Genomic DNA, 14,077 nt, shown 5'->3' on the forward strand with positions numbered 1-14,077 from the left:
TCGCGCTACCCTGTCACTCGCCTTGTCCCACCACCCGCGCGTCATGTCTTTTGACCTGCACAGCCATTCGACAGCCTCGGACGGCAGACTCAGCCCGAGCGCGCTTGTTGCCCATGCGGCAGCCCACGGCGTGACGACCCTGGCACTGACCGATCACGACACCGTGGCCGGCCTGGCTGAGGCCAGAGCGGCGGCCACGGCCCAGGGTATTCGCCTGATCAACGGTATCGAGCTATCGGTGAGCTGGCGCGGGCGCACGCTGCATATCGTGGGGCTGGCGTTTGATGATACGCACGCCGGTCTGCTTGCCGGCATCGACGCCCAGCAGGCTGAGCGCGCGCGCCGTGCCGCGGCACTGGTGGATCGGGTCGCTGCCCTGGGTATCGCTGATGTGGGCTCGCGTATCAATGCCATGGCCGGCACGGGTCAGATCACGCGGGCGCATTTCGCGCGCCTGATCGTGGCCGAGGGGCGGGCCCATCGCGCCGCCGATGCCTTCAAGCGCTATCTGGCCCCGGGGCGCCCGGCGCATGTGCGCGCCGAGTGGGCCTCGCTAGATACGGTGGTGGCCTGGATACGGGCCGCCGGTGGCATCCCGGTGTTCGCCCATCCGTTCGGCTACGGGTTCACCGGCGCCTGGCGGCGCCGCGCGCTCGAGGCGTTTGTGGTGGCCGGCGGGCGGAGCGTGGAGATCGTGACCGGCACCACGACGCCGCAGCAGGAGGCCCAGATCGCACGCGATGCCCGCGCGTTTCATCTGACCGGCTCACGCGGGAGCGATTTTCACGGCCCGGATCAGTTCTGGTTGAAACCGGGCCGCCTGCGCGACCTGCCGCCCGGCATCAAACCGATCAGCGTCTAACCGTTGGGATCACTGAGCACGGCGATCTTCTGAATCCCGGCTTTTTGCAGTGCGGCCATTGCCTTGCCGACACGGCCATAGGCCACGCCCTGATCCGCCTGGAGCTGGGCGGCGCGGTCGGGGTTGGCCTCATGTGCCTTGGCCAGCGCCGCCTTGAGCGCCGGCAGTTCCAGACGCTTGTCGTCGAGGAAATAGGCACCGCTTTCGTCGATGGTTACGTGCAGGGGTTCGGTGGCGTCAGGCGGCGCTACGGCATCGGTCTTGGGCAGGTTGACCTTGACCGCGGTGGTGGCCGCCGAGGCCGTGATGATGAACATCACCAGCAGTACGAGCATGACGTCCACTAGGGGCGTGACGTTCATCTCGGAGAGCACTTCGTTATCATCGTCGCTGGGCGTCATGGCCATGGCAATACCTCGGAATCAGCGCGTGGGGGCCGTAGTGGTGGTCTGGCCGACCGTGGCGGTATCGTTATCGGTGCCGGCCGCGATGTCATCGGCACGCGCGGCTGTGTCGCGCTGGGCAAACCCGCTTTGCTGGCACAGGGCATAGAAATCCTGGGCGAAATCGTTCATGCGGTGCACGCCGGTCTTCATGCGACGCACCAGAAAGTTGTAGATCAGCACCGCGGGCACGGCCACGGCGATACCCAGGCCCGTGGCGATCAGCGCATGGCCCACCGGCCCGGCCACGGCTTCGAGCCCGGTGGCCCCGGTTTCGCCAATGCCCACCAGGGCTTCCATGATGCCCCAGACCGTACCGAACAGGCCGATGAACGGCGCGGTGCTGCCAAAGCTGGCCAGTACGGCCAGCCCACCCTCCAGGCCACGCCGCTCGCGCTCGATCTGTTGCTTGAGCACCCGCTCGAGGCGTTCGCCGCGATCGATCTGATGGGCCAGATCGCGATTGGCCGGTGCGATGTCTCGCCCCGAGACCACGGCAAAGCCGGCCCGGGCGATCGCGGCCATCGGCCCGCGATGGGCATCCACGACCCGCTCGCCGGCGCTCAGATCATTGGCCTGCCAGAACGCTTTCTGAAAACGTTTGTCGGCCCGCCGACCACGCGCGTACTGCACGAGCTTGGCCACGAGCAACGCCCAGGTGATGATCGACAGGATCACGAGCGTCCACAGCACGGCCGGGACGACGAGCCAACTCAGTTGGGTGCTCACCATGATCGAATTCTCTTAGCTGACACGAATCAATTGGATAACGAAAACTTGAACGATTGCCGGGCATAGCCGGCCACCGGCGTATCCCCGCGCTTGGCCGGGACATAGTCATAGCCCTTGGCGGTCTCGACCGCGCGCTGATCCAGTTCCGGATAGCCGCTGGAAGTCTCGACCTTGATCTGGCCGGCCCGGCCGTTGGGTTGAACCAGAATCATCAGCGTGACCGTGCCCTCCTCGCGCCGACGCCGAGACCGGGCCGGATATTTCGGCGGCGGATTGTTCAAGCTCTGGATGCCCGAGCGGGCCGGCGTGACCGTCTGGCTTTGGCTCGGCTGGCCGCTTGCCGGCGCGTCGCGGCTTGTACGTGTTGCCTCGGACGGCTGGCTCGGGCCGCTGCTTGGCGACGGCTCGGCTTTGGGCTGTGGCTTGGGCTCAGGCTTGGGTTCCGGTGTCGGTTCCGGCTTGGGTTCTGGTTTCGGCTCGGGCTTTGGTTCCGGTTTTGGTTTAGGCTCCGGCTTCGGCTCGGGTTTCGGCTCCGGCTTGGGTTCCGGCTCCGGCTCGGGCTCTTGTTCTTGCGGTTCTTCCTCGGCCGGCTCTACCGCGTTGTCATCGACAACGGGGGCCTGTTCCGTGGGCTCGGGCTCGGGCTTTGTTTCAGGCTCGGGGGCCTGCAGCGTGATTTCCACCGGCGGCGGGCCACCCATCGGCTTGGTCTGGGCCGGGGTGATGTCCTGGTGCGACAACCACCACCACAGCCCGGCATGCACGGCCAGCGAGCCAGCGATCAGGGCAGCGATCTCCCATCCGCGCAGACGGCGCTCGCCGTTGTCGGCCGGTGTGGGATAGAGAGTGTCGTCGCTCATTCAGAACCAGGGCTTGCAGGCATCAAAACAACACATCAGGGCCGACAAGCGCCCGCACGGCAGCGCGCACGCCGGTGCGTCACTATACGGCAACGCCTGATCTTTTTGAGAATGCGTCTCAATTACGACATATCAAGCCCGCGTGAGTTCCGAAACCACAGCGCTCTGAAACTTGATTTAGTTATTGTATAACAATTTAAAGGATACAACACGAAGGTCGTATTGTATCCAATCCGCCGGGCAGGCCAGATTGGGCCCGTCATTCGTGCCCGAGTCGTCATGACCGACCGCCCTGTCTATGCCACGCCGCGCGGTGGTCTACCCCCGCAGACCCAGCGCACCCGCGATCGCGCCGTGTTCACGCCGGCCTATGCCGTGATTCCCAATACGGTCATGCGCGATATCGTGACCAGCCGGCTGCCCGGCTGGCAGAACACGCATGCCTGGATACTGGCCCGCCCGCTCAGCGGCTTTGCCGAAACCTTCGCCCAGCTCATCGTGGAGATCGGCCCGGGCGGCGGCAGCGCAGCCCCCGAGCCAGAGCACGGCGCTGAAGGCGTACTGTTCGTGCTGGCCGGCACGCTCGCGCTCACGCTCGATGGCGCGCGACATACGCTGACACCCGGCAGCTATGTCTTCATCGGCCCGGACAGCGACTCGGCGATTACCAACGACAGCGACAGCCCGACGCGCCTGCAATGGATCCGCAAGCGCTACGAGCCGGCTCCGGGCGTAGCCACACCGGCCAGCTTTGTCAGTCACGACGCGGATGTGGCCCCCGAGCCGATGCCGGACTGCGACGGCGTCTGGGCCACCACGCGATTTGTGGCGGCCGACGATCTGTCGCACGACATGCACGTGAATATCGTGACCTTTCAGCCCGGCGGCGTGATCCCGTTTTCCGAAACCCACGTCATGGAGCACGGCATCTATGTGCTGCAAGGCCGGGCGCTCTATCAGCTCAACGATGACTGGGTCGAGGTCGAGGCCGGTGATTTTCTCTGGCTGCGTGCCTTCTGCCCACAGGCCTGCTATGCCGCCGGACCGGGGCCGTTTCGGTATCTGCTCTATAAAGACGTGAACCGGCATCCCCGGCTATCCCTGAGCGGTGCGGGCGCGTGAGCGAGGCGCCCGCTGTGTCAATCGATCAACGCATGCGCGCGGATATCGCCGAGGCGATCTTCGATCAGCGTCTCGCCCCCGGCACCCGGCTGTCCGAGGCCGGGCTCGGCGAGATCTACGGCGTATCGCGCACGGTGGTGCGCAAGGCCCTGTTTCATCTGGCCGCCGACAAGCTGGTGGATATCCGGCCCAACCGCGGGGCGATCGTCTGGCAGCCGAGCCCGGCCGAGGCCCACGAGGTCTTTACCGCCCGGCGCGTGCTGGAGACGAGCCTGTTGGCCGAAAGCCTGCCCTGCATGACGCCGACCGACCACGCCGAGCTTGACCGTATTCTGGCCGCGGATATCGCCGCCCACGAGGCCGGCGATCGCCAGGCAATGATCCGCGCTTCGGGCGATTTTCATCGACGTCTGGCCGCACCGGCGAACAACAGCGTGCTGCTGGCCTTTCTCGACGAACTCATCGGGCGCTCGTCGTTGATCGTGGCACTTTACGACACCCGCGATGCCGCGCCCTGCGCTCATCACGATCACGCCGCCCTGCTGGCCGATATCGCGACCGGCGACGTGGCGCCTGCCCAGGCCGCACTGGCCGCGCATCTGCGCGATTGCCAGGACCGGCTGGTGCTCGACGCCCCGGCGACTGAAACGCCGGCCCTGGCTGATCTGCTGCGCGGCCCGCGCCGGGCCTGATCCACCAATAACGAGATATACCCATGACTGACTATCCCCGCGACATGATCGGTTACGGCGCCACACCGCCACAGGCCGCCTGGCCCGGCGGCGCACGTCTGGCCGTGCAGTTCGTCATCAACTACGAAGAAGGGGCCGAAAACAATATTCTTCACGGGGATGCGGCCTCGGAGAGCTTTCTCTCGGAAATGGTCGGCACCGACGCCCGGCCCGGCGTGCGCCACATGAGCATGGAATGGCTCTATGAATACGGCAGCCGCGCGGGCGTCTGGCGCCTGCTGCGGCTGTTTTCCGAGCGCCGGATGACGGCCACGGTGTTCGCCGTGGGCATGGCCGTGGAGCGCCACCCCGAGGCCGTGCGCGCCATGGCCGATGCCGGCTTCGAAATCGCCTGTCACGGCTGGCGCTGGATCGATTATCAATACGTGGACGCCGCCACCGAACGCGCGCATATCGACAAGGCCGTCGCGGCGATCGAACACGCCACCGGCCAGACGCCGGTGGGCTGGTACACCGGTCGTTGCGGGCCCAACACCCGGCGCCTGGTCGCCGAGCACGGCGGCTTTCTCTACGACGCGGATTCCTATGCCGACGACCTGCCCTACTGGGAGACGGTCGGCCCGGCAGAGAATACGACCGATCAGCTGATCGTGCCCTACACGCTGGATACCAACGATATGCGCTTCGTGGCCCCGCAGGGCTTCAACAGCGGCACCCAGTTCTACGACTATCTGCGCGATGCCTTCGACGTGCTCTACGCCGAAGGCGCCACCACGCCGAAAATGCTCTCGATCGGCCTGCACTGTCGTATTGCCGGGCGGCCGGGGCGAGCCGCCGCGCTGGCGCGATTCCTGGATTACGTGCAGGCCCACGACGATGTCTGGGTCTGTCGGCGCGACGAGATCGCACGGCACTGGCGCGCCCATCACCCGGTGCGCTGAGGCGCGCCGGTCTTTCGGAGGAGATCATCATGTCGAAAACACGTCTCGAAAAGAAGACGCCGACATTCACCGCCCGCCCGCTCACGCGCCACGCTTTTGCACCCTATGGCGATGTGATCGAGGCCGGCGATACGCCCGTGGCGATCAATCAGGGCATGGGCGCTCGGCATCTGGATCTGGCCGCGCTGGCACTCACCCGCGAGGGCGGCCGCCCGGCCATCAGTCTCGTGGACTGTATCGCCGAGCCGACGCCGGTCGCGCTGCGTTTGATGGAGCGCCATCCCCTGTCCAGTCAGGCGTTTGTCCCCCTGGCCGGCCAGCGTTATCTGGTCGTGGTCGCACACGCCGGCGCGCCGCCCGGCCCGAACGATCTGGCGGTGTTTCTGGCCACCGGCGATCAGGGCATCAATTATCACGCCGGAGTTTGGCATCACCCGATGATCGCCCTGGATCACGATTGTCGTTTCGTCGAGGTGCATCGCGGCGGGCCCGGGGCCAACTGTGACGAGCACGACCTGCCCGCCGGCCTGACCGTGGCCGTGGAACCGGAGCGCAAGCCATGAGCGCCGCACACCCTGACGCCGCACTTGCCGGCGCCCGGCCAACGGCAAGCGCCGATGTCTTTCCCAGCCCCCGGCTTTACAACAACGATCTTGCGCCGGTCTCACGCAACAACCGGCCGTGGCGGGCTTATCACGTGTTCACGCTCTGGGCCAACGATGTCCATAGCCTGGGCAATTACACCTTCGCCATCGGCCTGTTCGCGCTGGGCCTGGGTGCCTGGCAGATCCTGCTGACCTTTGCCCTGGGAGCCGCTGCCCTGTTCGTGATGCTCACGCTCTCGGGCTTTGTCGGCGAGCGTACGGGCGTGCCGTTTCCGGTGCTCGGCCGTATCGCCTTCGGCATCCGTGGCGGGCGGATTCCGGCCATCGCCCGTGGCGTGGTGGCTATCGTCTGGTTCGGCATTCAGACCTATCTGGCTGCCGCCGTGCTCGGCGTGCTCTTGTTGACGTTGTTCCCGCCGCTTGCGGCCCTCGAGGCACGCGAGGTGCTGGGGCTGTCGCTGCTGGGCTGGGCCTCGTTCGCGCTGCTATGGGCCGTACAGGTGGCCATCGTGTCCCGCGGCATGGCCATGGTACGGCGCTACGTGGCCTTTGCCGGGCCGATCATCCTTGTGACGATGCTGTCGCTGGCTGCCTGGGTGTTCACGCGGGCCGACTACACGATCGCAACCTCGATCGACGCTCCGCTCACCGGTGTGGCCATGTGGCAGAAGATCGGCGCCGGGGCCGCGCTCTGGGTGGTCATCTATGGCACGTTCGCGCTCAACTTCTGTGATTTCACCCGTTGTGCGGCAAGCCCCGCGGCCATCGTGCGCGGTAACTTCGTGGGCATTCTGCTCAACATGATGGTCTTTGCCGCCATCGTGATCGTGCTGGCCGGCGCCCAGTTCGCCATCGACGGGCGCATCATTCAGAGCCCGGCCGATATCGTGGCCACCATTCCTGATACGGGCTGGCGAATCGCGGCCTCGTTGTCGTTGGTCGTGCTCACGATCGCGGTCAACCTGGTGGCCAATTTCGTCGCCCCCATCTATATGCTCGCCGATCTGGCCCCGCGCGTACTCAACTTCAAGCGCGCCGGGCTTGTGAGTGCGCTCATCGGCGTGGTGATCCTGCCGTGGAATCTCTACAACAGCCCGCTGGTCATCGAGTATTTCCTCGGCGGCCTGGGCGCGGTGCTGGGCCCGTTTTTTGGTGTGATCATGACCGATTACTGGTGGGTGCGCCGGGCCCGGGTGAACGTACCGGATCTCTATAGCACGGCCACCAGCGGCGACTATCATTACCGCGCCGGCATCAATCCTCGGGCCCTGGCCGCCCTGCTGCCGGCTGCACTAATCGCGGTGGCGATCAGCCTGTTGCCGATGTTTGCTGCCGCCGCCGGCTTCTCCTGGTTCATCGGCGCCGTGATCGCCGGCCTGCTGCACGCCTTATTCATGCCCCGCCGGGTGAGCTATCGCCAGCAGGACGGCGAAGCCATCGCACGCGACGGCGTCTGACGCCCATAACCTGAAAGATTTATCCATGCGTATTCTTGTAGCCAACGTCAATACGACCGAATCGATGACGCAGGGCATCGCCCGGCAGGCACGCCGGATCGCCCTGCCCGATACAGAAATCGTGCCGATCACGCCGATGTTCGGCGCCGAATCGGTCGAGGGCAATTATGAAAGCTATGTGGCCGCCGTCGCGGTCATGGAAACCATCCGTGCCTACGACGGCCCGTACGACGCCATCGTGCAGGCCGGCTACGGCGAACACGGCCGCGAAGGCCTGCAGGAGCTGTTCGATGTGCCCGTCGTGGACATCACCGAGGCCGCGGCGGCCACCGCGATGTTCGTGGCCCACAAGTACTCGGTCGTCACCACGCTGGACCGGGCCGTGCCGATGATCGAGGACCGCCTCAAACTGGCCGGCCTGGCCGATCGACTGGCCTCGGTGCACGCCAGCGGCCTCGCGGTGCTAGAGCTCGAACGCGACCCGCAGGCCGCCATCGATATCATCGTCGAAAAAGCCGCCTACGCGGTCGAGCACGACCGGGCCGAGGCCATCTGTCTGGGCTGTGGCGGCATGGCCGGCCTGACACAGGCCGTGATCGAACGCACCGGCGTCCCAGTCATCGACGGCGTCTCGGCCGCGGTCAAACTGGCCGAAGGCCTCGTCGCACAAGGCTTGTCGACATCCAAGACACGCACATATGCCGCGCCGCGGCCCAAAGCATTCAAGAATTGGCCGCCGGCACGCTGACCGATCGATATCGAGAAGAAAAAGAATGGTCGGGGCAACAGGATTTGAACCTGTGACCTTCTGCTCCCAAAGCAGACGCGCTACCAAGCTGCGCCATGCCCCGACTGTGCTCGCTAGTCTAGCGATTTTTGCAGGACAAGAGTCAATATCCTGCGTCTGCTCTGCGAGCAGTCTGTCACTAAGTTCGCGCTACGCGCTCTCTAAGTGACCCGGCCACGCGACGTTCGTCGCTCCGCGTTGGCGGCTTGCCGCCAACCCCAAAGCAGACGCGCTACCAAACTGCGCCATGCCCCGACTGGCGCGTATTGTAGCGCGAAAAAACGCGCTTGTAAGCCAGGGCGCTGGCTGATTCTTGGGCCGAGCAAGGGCTCAATTGTCCGGCTACCGACGGCGTGCGAGAATCCGCGCCTGCGCCCGCCACCAATGTTGTTGTACGCCTATGTCCGCTCGGCTGATCGATGGGAAACGGATCGCTTCTGAGTATCGCGAATCCGTGAAACAGGCGATCGCCGATCGTCGTGGCAATGGCCTGCGGGCGCCCGGGCTGGCGGTGATTCTGGTGGGTGAAGACCCGGCCTCACAGGTCTATGTCGGCAAGAAGATCCAGGCCTGTGAGAACGTCGGGCTGGTCTCGCGTGCCGACTATCCGGCATCGGATATCAGCGAAGACGCGCTGCTGGCGATGATTGATGACTACAACGCCGACGAGTCGATCGACGGTATTCTGGTCCAGCTGCCCTTGCCCGCGCATATCAACGCCAGCGCGGTGCTCGAGCGAATCCGGCCGGACAAGGACGTTGACGGGTTTCATCCCTACAACGTGGGCCGGCTGGCCCAGCGTGTGCCCTTGCTACGGGCCTGCACACCGCTGGGTATCATCCGGTTGCTGGAGACCATCGAGGAGCCGTTTCGCGGCCGCCAGGCCGTGGTGGTCGGTGCCTCCAATATCGTGGGCCGGCCCATGTCGCTGGAGTTTCTACTCAAGGGCGCCACGACCACGGTATGTCATCGTTTCACCGAGGATCTGGCCGCCGAGGTCGCACGGGCCGATATCCTCGTCGTGGGCGTGGGCAAGCCGGGACTCGTGCGCGGCGAGTGGATAAAGGACGGCGCAACCGTGATCGATGTCGGCATGAACCGACTCGAATCCGGCAAACTCGTCGGCGACGTCGAGTTCGAGGCCGCGGCTGAACGCGCGGCCTGGATCACGCCGGTGCCCGGCGGCGTGGGGCCGATGACGGTCGCCATGCTGATGACCAACACACTACGCGCGGCCGAGCTGCGCGAGGCCAGCCAGGCGCCGATCACCCCGACAGCCTGAGCCAACGCGCCGGCGGGCGGTAGACGGCTATCTCAGTCGCGGCGCCATTTCGTACCGTCGGCGCTATCCTCTAGCGTGATACCGGCCGCGGTCAGCTCGTCACGGATTCTGTCGGCGGTGGCGAAGTCCTTGTTTCGTCGGGCGTCGCGTCGGGACTCGAGCATGGTCTCGATGGTCGCGGCCGACAGGGCGGACTCATCCTGACCCCCGCCCTGCAGAAATGCCTGTGGCTCCTGGCCGAGCAGGCCGACGGTGGCGCCCAGCTCGCGCATGAGATCAGCGATATCCGCGCGCGTTTTTTCGTCGCCGCTTCGATTGGCGCGGCGTGCCAGGTCGAACAATACGGCGATCGCGCCCGGGGTGTTCAGATCATCGTGCATGGCGGCGAAGAAACGGGCCCGATCATCGGCCAGGGCCTCGGCGCGTGCATCGCCGCCGTGCGGGGCGTCGCGCAGCGTGGTGTACAGCCGTGACAAGGCATTGCCGGCGGCGTCCATCGCGGGGCCGTTATAGGCCAGCGGGCTGCGATAGTGGGTGGCCAGCACGAAATAACGGATCGCTTCGGCGTCGTAATCGGCCAGCACGTCGCGCACGGTGAGAAAATTGCCGAGCGATTTCGACATCTTCTCGTCATCGACGGTCACGAACCCGTTGTGCATCCACAGGCCCACATAAGGCTTGCCGGTGGCCGCCTCGCTCTGGGCGATTTCGTTTTCATGGTGCGGGAACTGCAGGTCCAAGCCGCCGCCGTGGATATCAAACGTCTGGCCCAGGCAGCAGGTCGACATGGCCGAGCACTCGATATGCCAGCCCGGCCGCCCGGCGCCCCAGGGGGCATCCCACGCGGGCTCGCCGTCCTTGGCGGGTTTCCAGAGCACGAAATCCAGCGGGTCGTCCTTGGATTCGTTCACCGCGATACGCGCGCCGGCGCGCAGCTCTGAAGTATCCCGCCCGGACAGCGCGCCGTAGCGGGCAAACGTGGAGACGTCGTAATAGACATCGCCGTTATCGCCGACGTAGGCCGCGCCCTTGTCGAGCAGGGCCTGGATCATGGCGATGATGTCATCGATATGGGCCGTGGCTTTCGGCTCCACGTCGGGAGCGACCAGGCCAAGCGCGGCCTCGTCCTCACTCATGGCAGTGGTGAAACGCGCCGCGATCTCGCTGGCATCGACGCCGGTGTCGGCAGCGCGCTTGATGATCTTGTCGTCGATATCGGTGACGTTGCGCACATAGCGCACCTGCCAGCCCTGGCTGCGCAGAAAACGCACGAACATATCGAAGACGATCAGAAACCGCGCGTGGCCCAGATGACAATAGTCATAGACCGTGATGCCACAGACATACAGCCGCACCACGCCGGGCTCGATGGTCTGCAGCGGCTCGCGCGTGCGCGACAGGCTGTTGTAAAGATGCAGCATCGTCAACGAGGGGTCCGATTCTTGAAAACGCTGGCTAGTCTACCGTGCACGTCGAGACGCGCAACGCGCCTTGTTCAGGCGAAATGATCCCAGCCAGCCTGACTGAACACATCCGCGGTCAGGCACTGCCCGTGGCGGTCCAGACACGTTAGTCCGGGCTCGGCCGTAATCTCACCGACAACCGTTAATGCACAGTCCAGGGCATCGCGCAGCGGGCCGATCTGATCGGCCGGTGCCGTCAGACACAACTCGTAGTCATCACCGCCCGTGGCCTGCCAACGCCGGAAGGTCGTCAGATCAGGCGCTGCGGCAGCCAACGCGTGAGCGGCTGGCAGGTCATCCACCGCCAGGCGTGCGCCCACGTTCGAGGCGGTGAGAATATGGCCAAGATCCGCCAGAAAACCATCCGAGACATCGAGTGCCGCGGTTGCGCGGCCGATCAGCGCACGGCCGTCGCGCAGGTCCGGGCGTACCAGGCGACGGATCAGGGGATCGGTTTCTGACGCGCCCGGCTCTCGTTGTGGCCAGCGCACCAAACCGGCCGCCGCATCACCCAACGTGCCGGTAACGGCGATGAGATCACCGACACGGGCGCCGCTTCGGCGGATTGCCTGGCCGCTGGGCACATGCCCGATCGCGGTGACGGTTACCATGAGCTGATCGGCACGCGTGGTGTCACCACCGACGATATCGATCGGGTCGGGGCCGGGATAGGCCGCGCAGGCGGCCTGGAGCCCGTCAACGAACGCGTCTGCCCAGGCCCGATCGAGCGCTGGCGCGGCCAACGAGACTGTCAACCAGGCCGGTGCGCCGCCCATGGCCGCGATATCGCTCAGATTGACCGCGACGGCCTTGTAGCCGATATCAAAGACGGATGTATCGCCCGGAAAATGCCGGTCGCGGATCAGTGTGTCGGTGGTGACCAGCAGTTCGCTATGCGGCAGTGGCGCGAGGATTCCGGCATCGTCACCGATACCCAGACGGGTGTCATCGCGCCGGGCGGCCAGGCACGTGCGCAAGGCATCGATGAGCTCGAACTCACGCACGAATGCTCGCCCTGCCACGTCGCGTCAGTGACGCGAGCGTTTGCGGCTGCGCCCTATTTCGTCAGCGCGCACGTCATGGGCCACGGCGTCCATGACGCCGTTGACGAAGCGATGACCGTCGGTGGCGCCAAAGATCTTGGCCAGGTTCGTGGCCTCGTTGATCACGGCCGCAAACGGGATTTCGGGGCATTCGCGCAGCTCGTAGGTGGCCAGCAGCAGAATCGCGTATTCCACCGGATCCAGCTGGACTGCCGGGCGCGAGAGATGGGTATCGAAGACTTTTTCCAGCCCGCCAACGTCGTGCACCACGCCGCGCAGCAGCATTTCGAAATACGCCCGGTCCAGATCACGCAGCCGACCGGCGGTGGCGAACTGCAGGATCAGCTCGCCGATCTCGGTGCCCGACATCCGCCACTGGTAGACCGCCTGAACAGCCGCCATACGCGCCCGAATCCGCCCACCGCCGGGCATTTTCGGCGGCAGCGCGGGCAGCTCGTCGGGTGTGACCTCGCCCGTGTCGTCGCCTGTTTCATCGTCAGGCGGCGGCGCCTCGGCGGGTATGGCCGGCGTTTCAGGCACGTCGGCTGGTGCCTGGTCCTCGGCGGCGGGCCTGGCCGGGGCCTCGCCTTCAGTGGACGCACGTTTATCTTGATCGTCGTCGGCGGCTTCACCCAGCGACTGATTGCGAATCGGCATCGGGCTACTCGTCGCCTTCGATCTGGCGCAACAGGGTAATCATCTCGACCACCGCGCTGGCGGATTCCGCGCCCTTGTTGTTTTCTTCGTCCGGCTGGGCACGCGCATCGGCCTGTTCGGCGTTTTCTGCCGTAATCACGCCAAAGCCTACCGGCAAGCCGTATTCGAGCATGGCTGCGGTCAGGCCCTTGGCACACTCGCCGGCCACGAAATCGAAATGCGGTGTGTCGCCACGAATCACGCAGCCAAGCGCCACGATACCGTCGTAACTGCCGGATTCGGCCAGACGGTCAACCGCCAACGGAATCTCGAAGGCACCAGGCACCTTGAACACGGTGATTTCGTCGTCTTCGACGCCGCAATCGGTGAGCACGTCCACGGCGCCGTCGACCAGACGATCAACGATCTCGTCGTTCCAGCGCGTGGCGACGATGGCGATACGAAGGCCGTCGCCGTCGAAATCTCCTTGGATGGTCTGCATGGCATGTCCCGATTGAGCAATACGGCATTATCGCATGCCGAACGCGGGCCTGCGGTTATTCGTAGCCGGCGATTCGCGCCAGATAACGCGCCACGAGATCGACCTCGATATTGACGTGATCGCCAATGCGGCGATCGCCCAATGAGGTATGGCTCATGGTGTGCGGAATGATGTTGACGCCGAAACGCCGGTCATCGACTTCGTTGATCGTCAAACTGATGCCGTCCACGGCGATCGAGCCCTTGGAGGCCAGATAGCGCGCCAGCGGCTTGGGCACGGAAAAGCTCAGCCGCCACGAGCGCGCATCGGCGTGAAGCTCCTCGACCACGCCCAGACCGTCGACATGCCCGGCGACCATGTGGCCGCCCAGCGCGTCGCCGGCTCTCAGCGGCGGCTCCAGATTGACGCGCGTGCCGACAACGAAGTTGCCGAGCGTGGTCAGCTTGAGCGTTTCCTTGGACACGTCGGCGGCAAAACAGTGCCCGTCGATTTCGGTAGCGGTCAAGCACACGCCCGAGATCGCGATGCTGTCGCCGACCGCGATCGTGCCCAGATCCGCATCGCCACAATCGATGACGAGACGCGTATCGCCGCCGCGTTTTTCTTGTTCGACAACCTGGCCGACGCCTTGGATCAGTCCGGTGAACATA

16 protein-coding genes and 1 tRNA gene are annotated in these 14,077 nt (G+C 65.3%); 8 read left to right on the forward strand and 9 right to left on the reverse strand.

Translation table 11 applies throughout. The features are described from left to right. A partial coding sequence (locus SAJA_RS12140; protein ID WP_221180227.1) for a PHP domain-containing protein occupies positions 1-862 on the forward strand: 862 nt, incomplete at its 5' end. On the opposite strand, the gene SAJA_RS12145 is transcribed toward SAJA_RS12140, so the two are convergent. Genes SAJA_RS12145 through SAJA_RS12155 form a run of 3 tightly spaced genes read right to left on the reverse strand, consistent with a single transcriptional unit; the run spans position 859 to position 2,897 of the window. Next, positions 859-1,263 (reverse strand): ExbD/TolR family protein, encoded by a 405-nt coding sequence (locus SAJA_RS12145; protein WP_425471666.1) that lies wholly within the window; start codon positions 1,261-1,263, stop codon positions 859-861. The genes SAJA_RS12140 and SAJA_RS12145 overlap by 4 nt on opposite strands. Positions 1,264-1,284: 21 nt before the next feature. Further along, positions 1,285-2,037 (reverse strand): MotA/TolQ/ExbB proton channel family protein, encoded by a 753-nt coding sequence (locus SAJA_RS12150; RefSeq protein ID WP_184999867.1) that lies wholly within the window; start codon positions 2,035-2,037, stop codon positions 1,285-1,287. 26 nt (positions 2,038-2,063) lie between these two features. Continuing rightward, complete coding sequence (locus SAJA_RS12155; RefSeq protein WP_123658947.1) at positions 2,064-2,897, reverse strand: energy transducer TonB; 834 nt, start codon at positions 2,895-2,897, stop codon at positions 2,064-2,066. A gap of 279 nt (positions 2,898-3,176) precedes the next feature. On the opposite strand from SAJA_RS12155, the gene SAJA_RS12160 reads away from it, so the two are divergent. From SAJA_RS12160 to SAJA_RS12185, 6 genes are read left to right on the forward strand one after another with little or no spacing between them, the layout of a single operon-like run. Then, a complete protein-coding gene (locus SAJA_RS12160; protein ID WP_123658948.1) occupies positions 3,177-4,019 on the forward strand; it encodes a bifunctional allantoicase/(S)-ureidoglycine aminohydrolase in 843 nt (280 codons plus the stop codon). A 14-nt stretch (positions 4,020-4,033) separates the two neighbouring features. After that, positions 4,034-4,711, forward strand: coding sequence for a GntR family transcriptional regulator (locus SAJA_RS12165; RefSeq protein ID WP_123658949.1), 678 nt, complete (start codon positions 4,034-4,036; stop codon positions 4,709-4,711). Positions 4,712-4,734: 23 nt separating this feature from the next. Next, positions 4,735-5,652 (forward strand): allantoinase PuuE, encoded by a 918-nt coding sequence (gene puuE, locus SAJA_RS12170; RefSeq protein ID WP_123658950.1) that lies wholly within the window; start codon positions 4,735-4,737, stop codon positions 5,650-5,652. A gap of 29 nt (positions 5,653-5,681) precedes the next feature. Beyond that, positions 5,682-6,215, forward strand: a complete 534-nt coding sequence (locus SAJA_RS12175) for an ureidoglycolate lyase (RefSeq protein ID WP_123658951.1) — start codon at positions 5,682-5,684, stop codon at positions 6,213-6,215. Further along, positions 6,212-7,714 carry an NCS1 family nucleobase:cation symporter-1 gene (locus SAJA_RS12180; RefSeq protein WP_123658952.1) on the forward strand — a complete coding sequence of 501 codons (1,503 nt, stop codon included), beginning with the start codon at positions 6,212-6,214 and terminating at the stop codon, positions 7,712-7,714. Before SAJA_RS12175 ends, SAJA_RS12180 begins: the two co-directional genes overlap by 4 nt. 25 nt (positions 7,715-7,739) lie before the next feature. Beyond that, positions 7,740-8,462: an aspartate/glutamate racemase family protein gene (locus SAJA_RS12185; RefSeq protein WP_123658953.1), complete on the forward strand. Its 723-nt coding sequence runs from the start codon at positions 7,740-7,742 to the stop codon at positions 8,460-8,462. Between the two features lie 26 nt (positions 8,463-8,488). On the opposite strand, the gene SAJA_RS12190 is transcribed toward SAJA_RS12185, so the two are convergent. Continuing rightward, positions 8,489-8,565, reverse strand: a tRNA-Pro gene (locus tag SAJA_RS12190). Between the two features lie 336 nt (positions 8,566-8,901). On the opposite strand from SAJA_RS12190, the gene folD reads away from it, so the two are divergent. Next, positions 8,902-9,783 carry a bifunctional methylenetetrahydrofolate dehydrogenase/methenyltetrahydrofolate cyclohydrolase FolD gene (gene folD / locus SAJA_RS12195; RefSeq protein ID WP_123658954.1) on the forward strand — a complete coding sequence of 294 codons (882 nt, stop codon included), beginning with the start codon at positions 8,902-8,904 and terminating at the stop codon, positions 9,781-9,783. A gap of 32 nt (positions 9,784-9,815) precedes the next feature. Here the strand turns inward: folD and cysS are convergent, their stop codons facing one another. The 5 genes from cysS to SAJA_RS12220 form a co-directional block, all read right to left on the reverse strand. After that, entirely contained in the window at positions 9,816-11,204 is a 1,389-nt protein-coding gene (cysS, locus tag SAJA_RS12200) for a cysteine--tRNA ligase (RefSeq protein ID WP_123659044.1), read from the reverse strand. A gap of 74 nt (positions 11,205-11,278) precedes the next feature. Beyond that, positions 11,279-12,268 (reverse strand): thiamine-phosphate kinase, encoded by a 990-nt coding sequence (gene thiL, locus SAJA_RS12205; protein WP_123658955.1) that lies wholly within the window; start codon positions 12,266-12,268, stop codon positions 11,279-11,281. Positions 12,269-12,274: 6 nt separating this feature from the next. Beyond that, positions 12,275-12,946 carry a transcription antitermination factor NusB gene (nusB, locus tag SAJA_RS12210; RefSeq protein ID WP_245963318.1) on the reverse strand — a complete coding sequence of 224 codons (672 nt, stop codon included), beginning with the start codon at positions 12,944-12,946 and terminating at the stop codon, positions 12,275-12,277. 4 nt (positions 12,947-12,950) lie between these two features. Continuing rightward, complete coding sequence (ribH, locus tag SAJA_RS12215; RefSeq protein ID WP_123658956.1) at positions 12,951-13,427, reverse strand: 6,7-dimethyl-8-ribityllumazine synthase; 477 nt, start codon at positions 13,425-13,427, stop codon at positions 12,951-12,953. Positions 13,428-13,482: 55 nt separating this feature from the next. Then, a complete protein-coding gene (locus SAJA_RS12220; RefSeq protein WP_123658957.1) occupies positions 13,483-14,076 on the reverse strand; it encodes a riboflavin synthase in 594 nt (197 codons plus the stop codon). Position 14,077: the final 1 nt, after the last annotated feature.

This window comes from Salinisphaera japonica YTM-1 (genome assembly GCF_003788585.1).
GTDB lineage: Bacteria > Pseudomonadota > Gammaproteobacteria > Nevskiales > Salinisphaeraceae > Salinisphaera > Salinisphaera japonica.

Excerpts from the sequence above, each read along its gene's own strand:
- SAJA_RS12145 (WP_425471666.1), bottom strand. The coding sequence starts at position 1,263 with ATGACGCCCAGCGACGATGATAACGAAGTGCTCTCCGAGATGAACGTC.
- SAJA_RS12150 (WP_184999867.1), bottom strand. The coding sequence starts at position 2,037 with ATGGTGAGCACCCAACTGAGTTGGCTCGTCGTCCCGGCCGTGCTGTGG.
- SAJA_RS12155 (WP_123658947.1), bottom strand. The coding sequence starts at position 2,897 with ATGAGCGACGACACTCTCTATCCCACACCGGCCGACAACGGCGAGCGC.
- SAJA_RS12160 (WP_123658948.1), top strand. The coding sequence starts at position 3,177 with ATGACCGACCGCCCTGTCTATGCCACGCCGCGCGGTGGTCTACCCCCG.
- puuE (WP_123658950.1), top strand. The coding sequence starts at position 4,735 with ATGACTGACTATCCCCGCGACATGATCGGTTACGGCGCCACACCGCCA.
- SAJA_RS12175 (WP_123658951.1), top strand. The coding sequence starts at position 5,682 with ATGTCGAAAACACGTCTCGAAAAGAAGACGCCGACATTCACCGCCCGC.
- SAJA_RS12180 (WP_123658952.1), top strand. The coding sequence starts at position 6,212 with ATGAGCGCCGCACACCCTGACGCCGCACTTGCCGGCGCCCGGCCAACG.
- SAJA_RS12185 (WP_123658953.1), top strand. The coding sequence starts at position 7,740 with ATGCGTATTCTTGTAGCCAACGTCAATACGACCGAATCGATGACGCAG.
- folD (WP_123658954.1), top strand. The coding sequence starts at position 8,902 with ATGTCCGCTCGGCTGATCGATGGGAAACGGATCGCTTCTGAGTATCGC.
- cysS (WP_123659044.1), bottom strand. The coding sequence starts at position 11,204 with ATGCTGCATCTTTACAACAGCCTGTCGCGCACGCGCGAGCCGCTGCAG.
- nusB (WP_245963318.1), bottom strand. The coding sequence starts at position 12,946 with ATGCCGATTCGCAATCAGTCGCTGGGTGAAGCCGCCGACGACGATCAA.
- ribH (WP_123658956.1), bottom strand. The coding sequence starts at position 13,427 with ATGCAGACCATCCAAGGAGATTTCGACGGCGACGGCCTTCGTATCGCC.
- SAJA_RS12220 (WP_123658957.1), bottom strand. The coding sequence starts at position 14,076 with ATGTTCACCGGACTGATCCAAGGCGTCGGCCAGGTTGTCGAACAAGAA.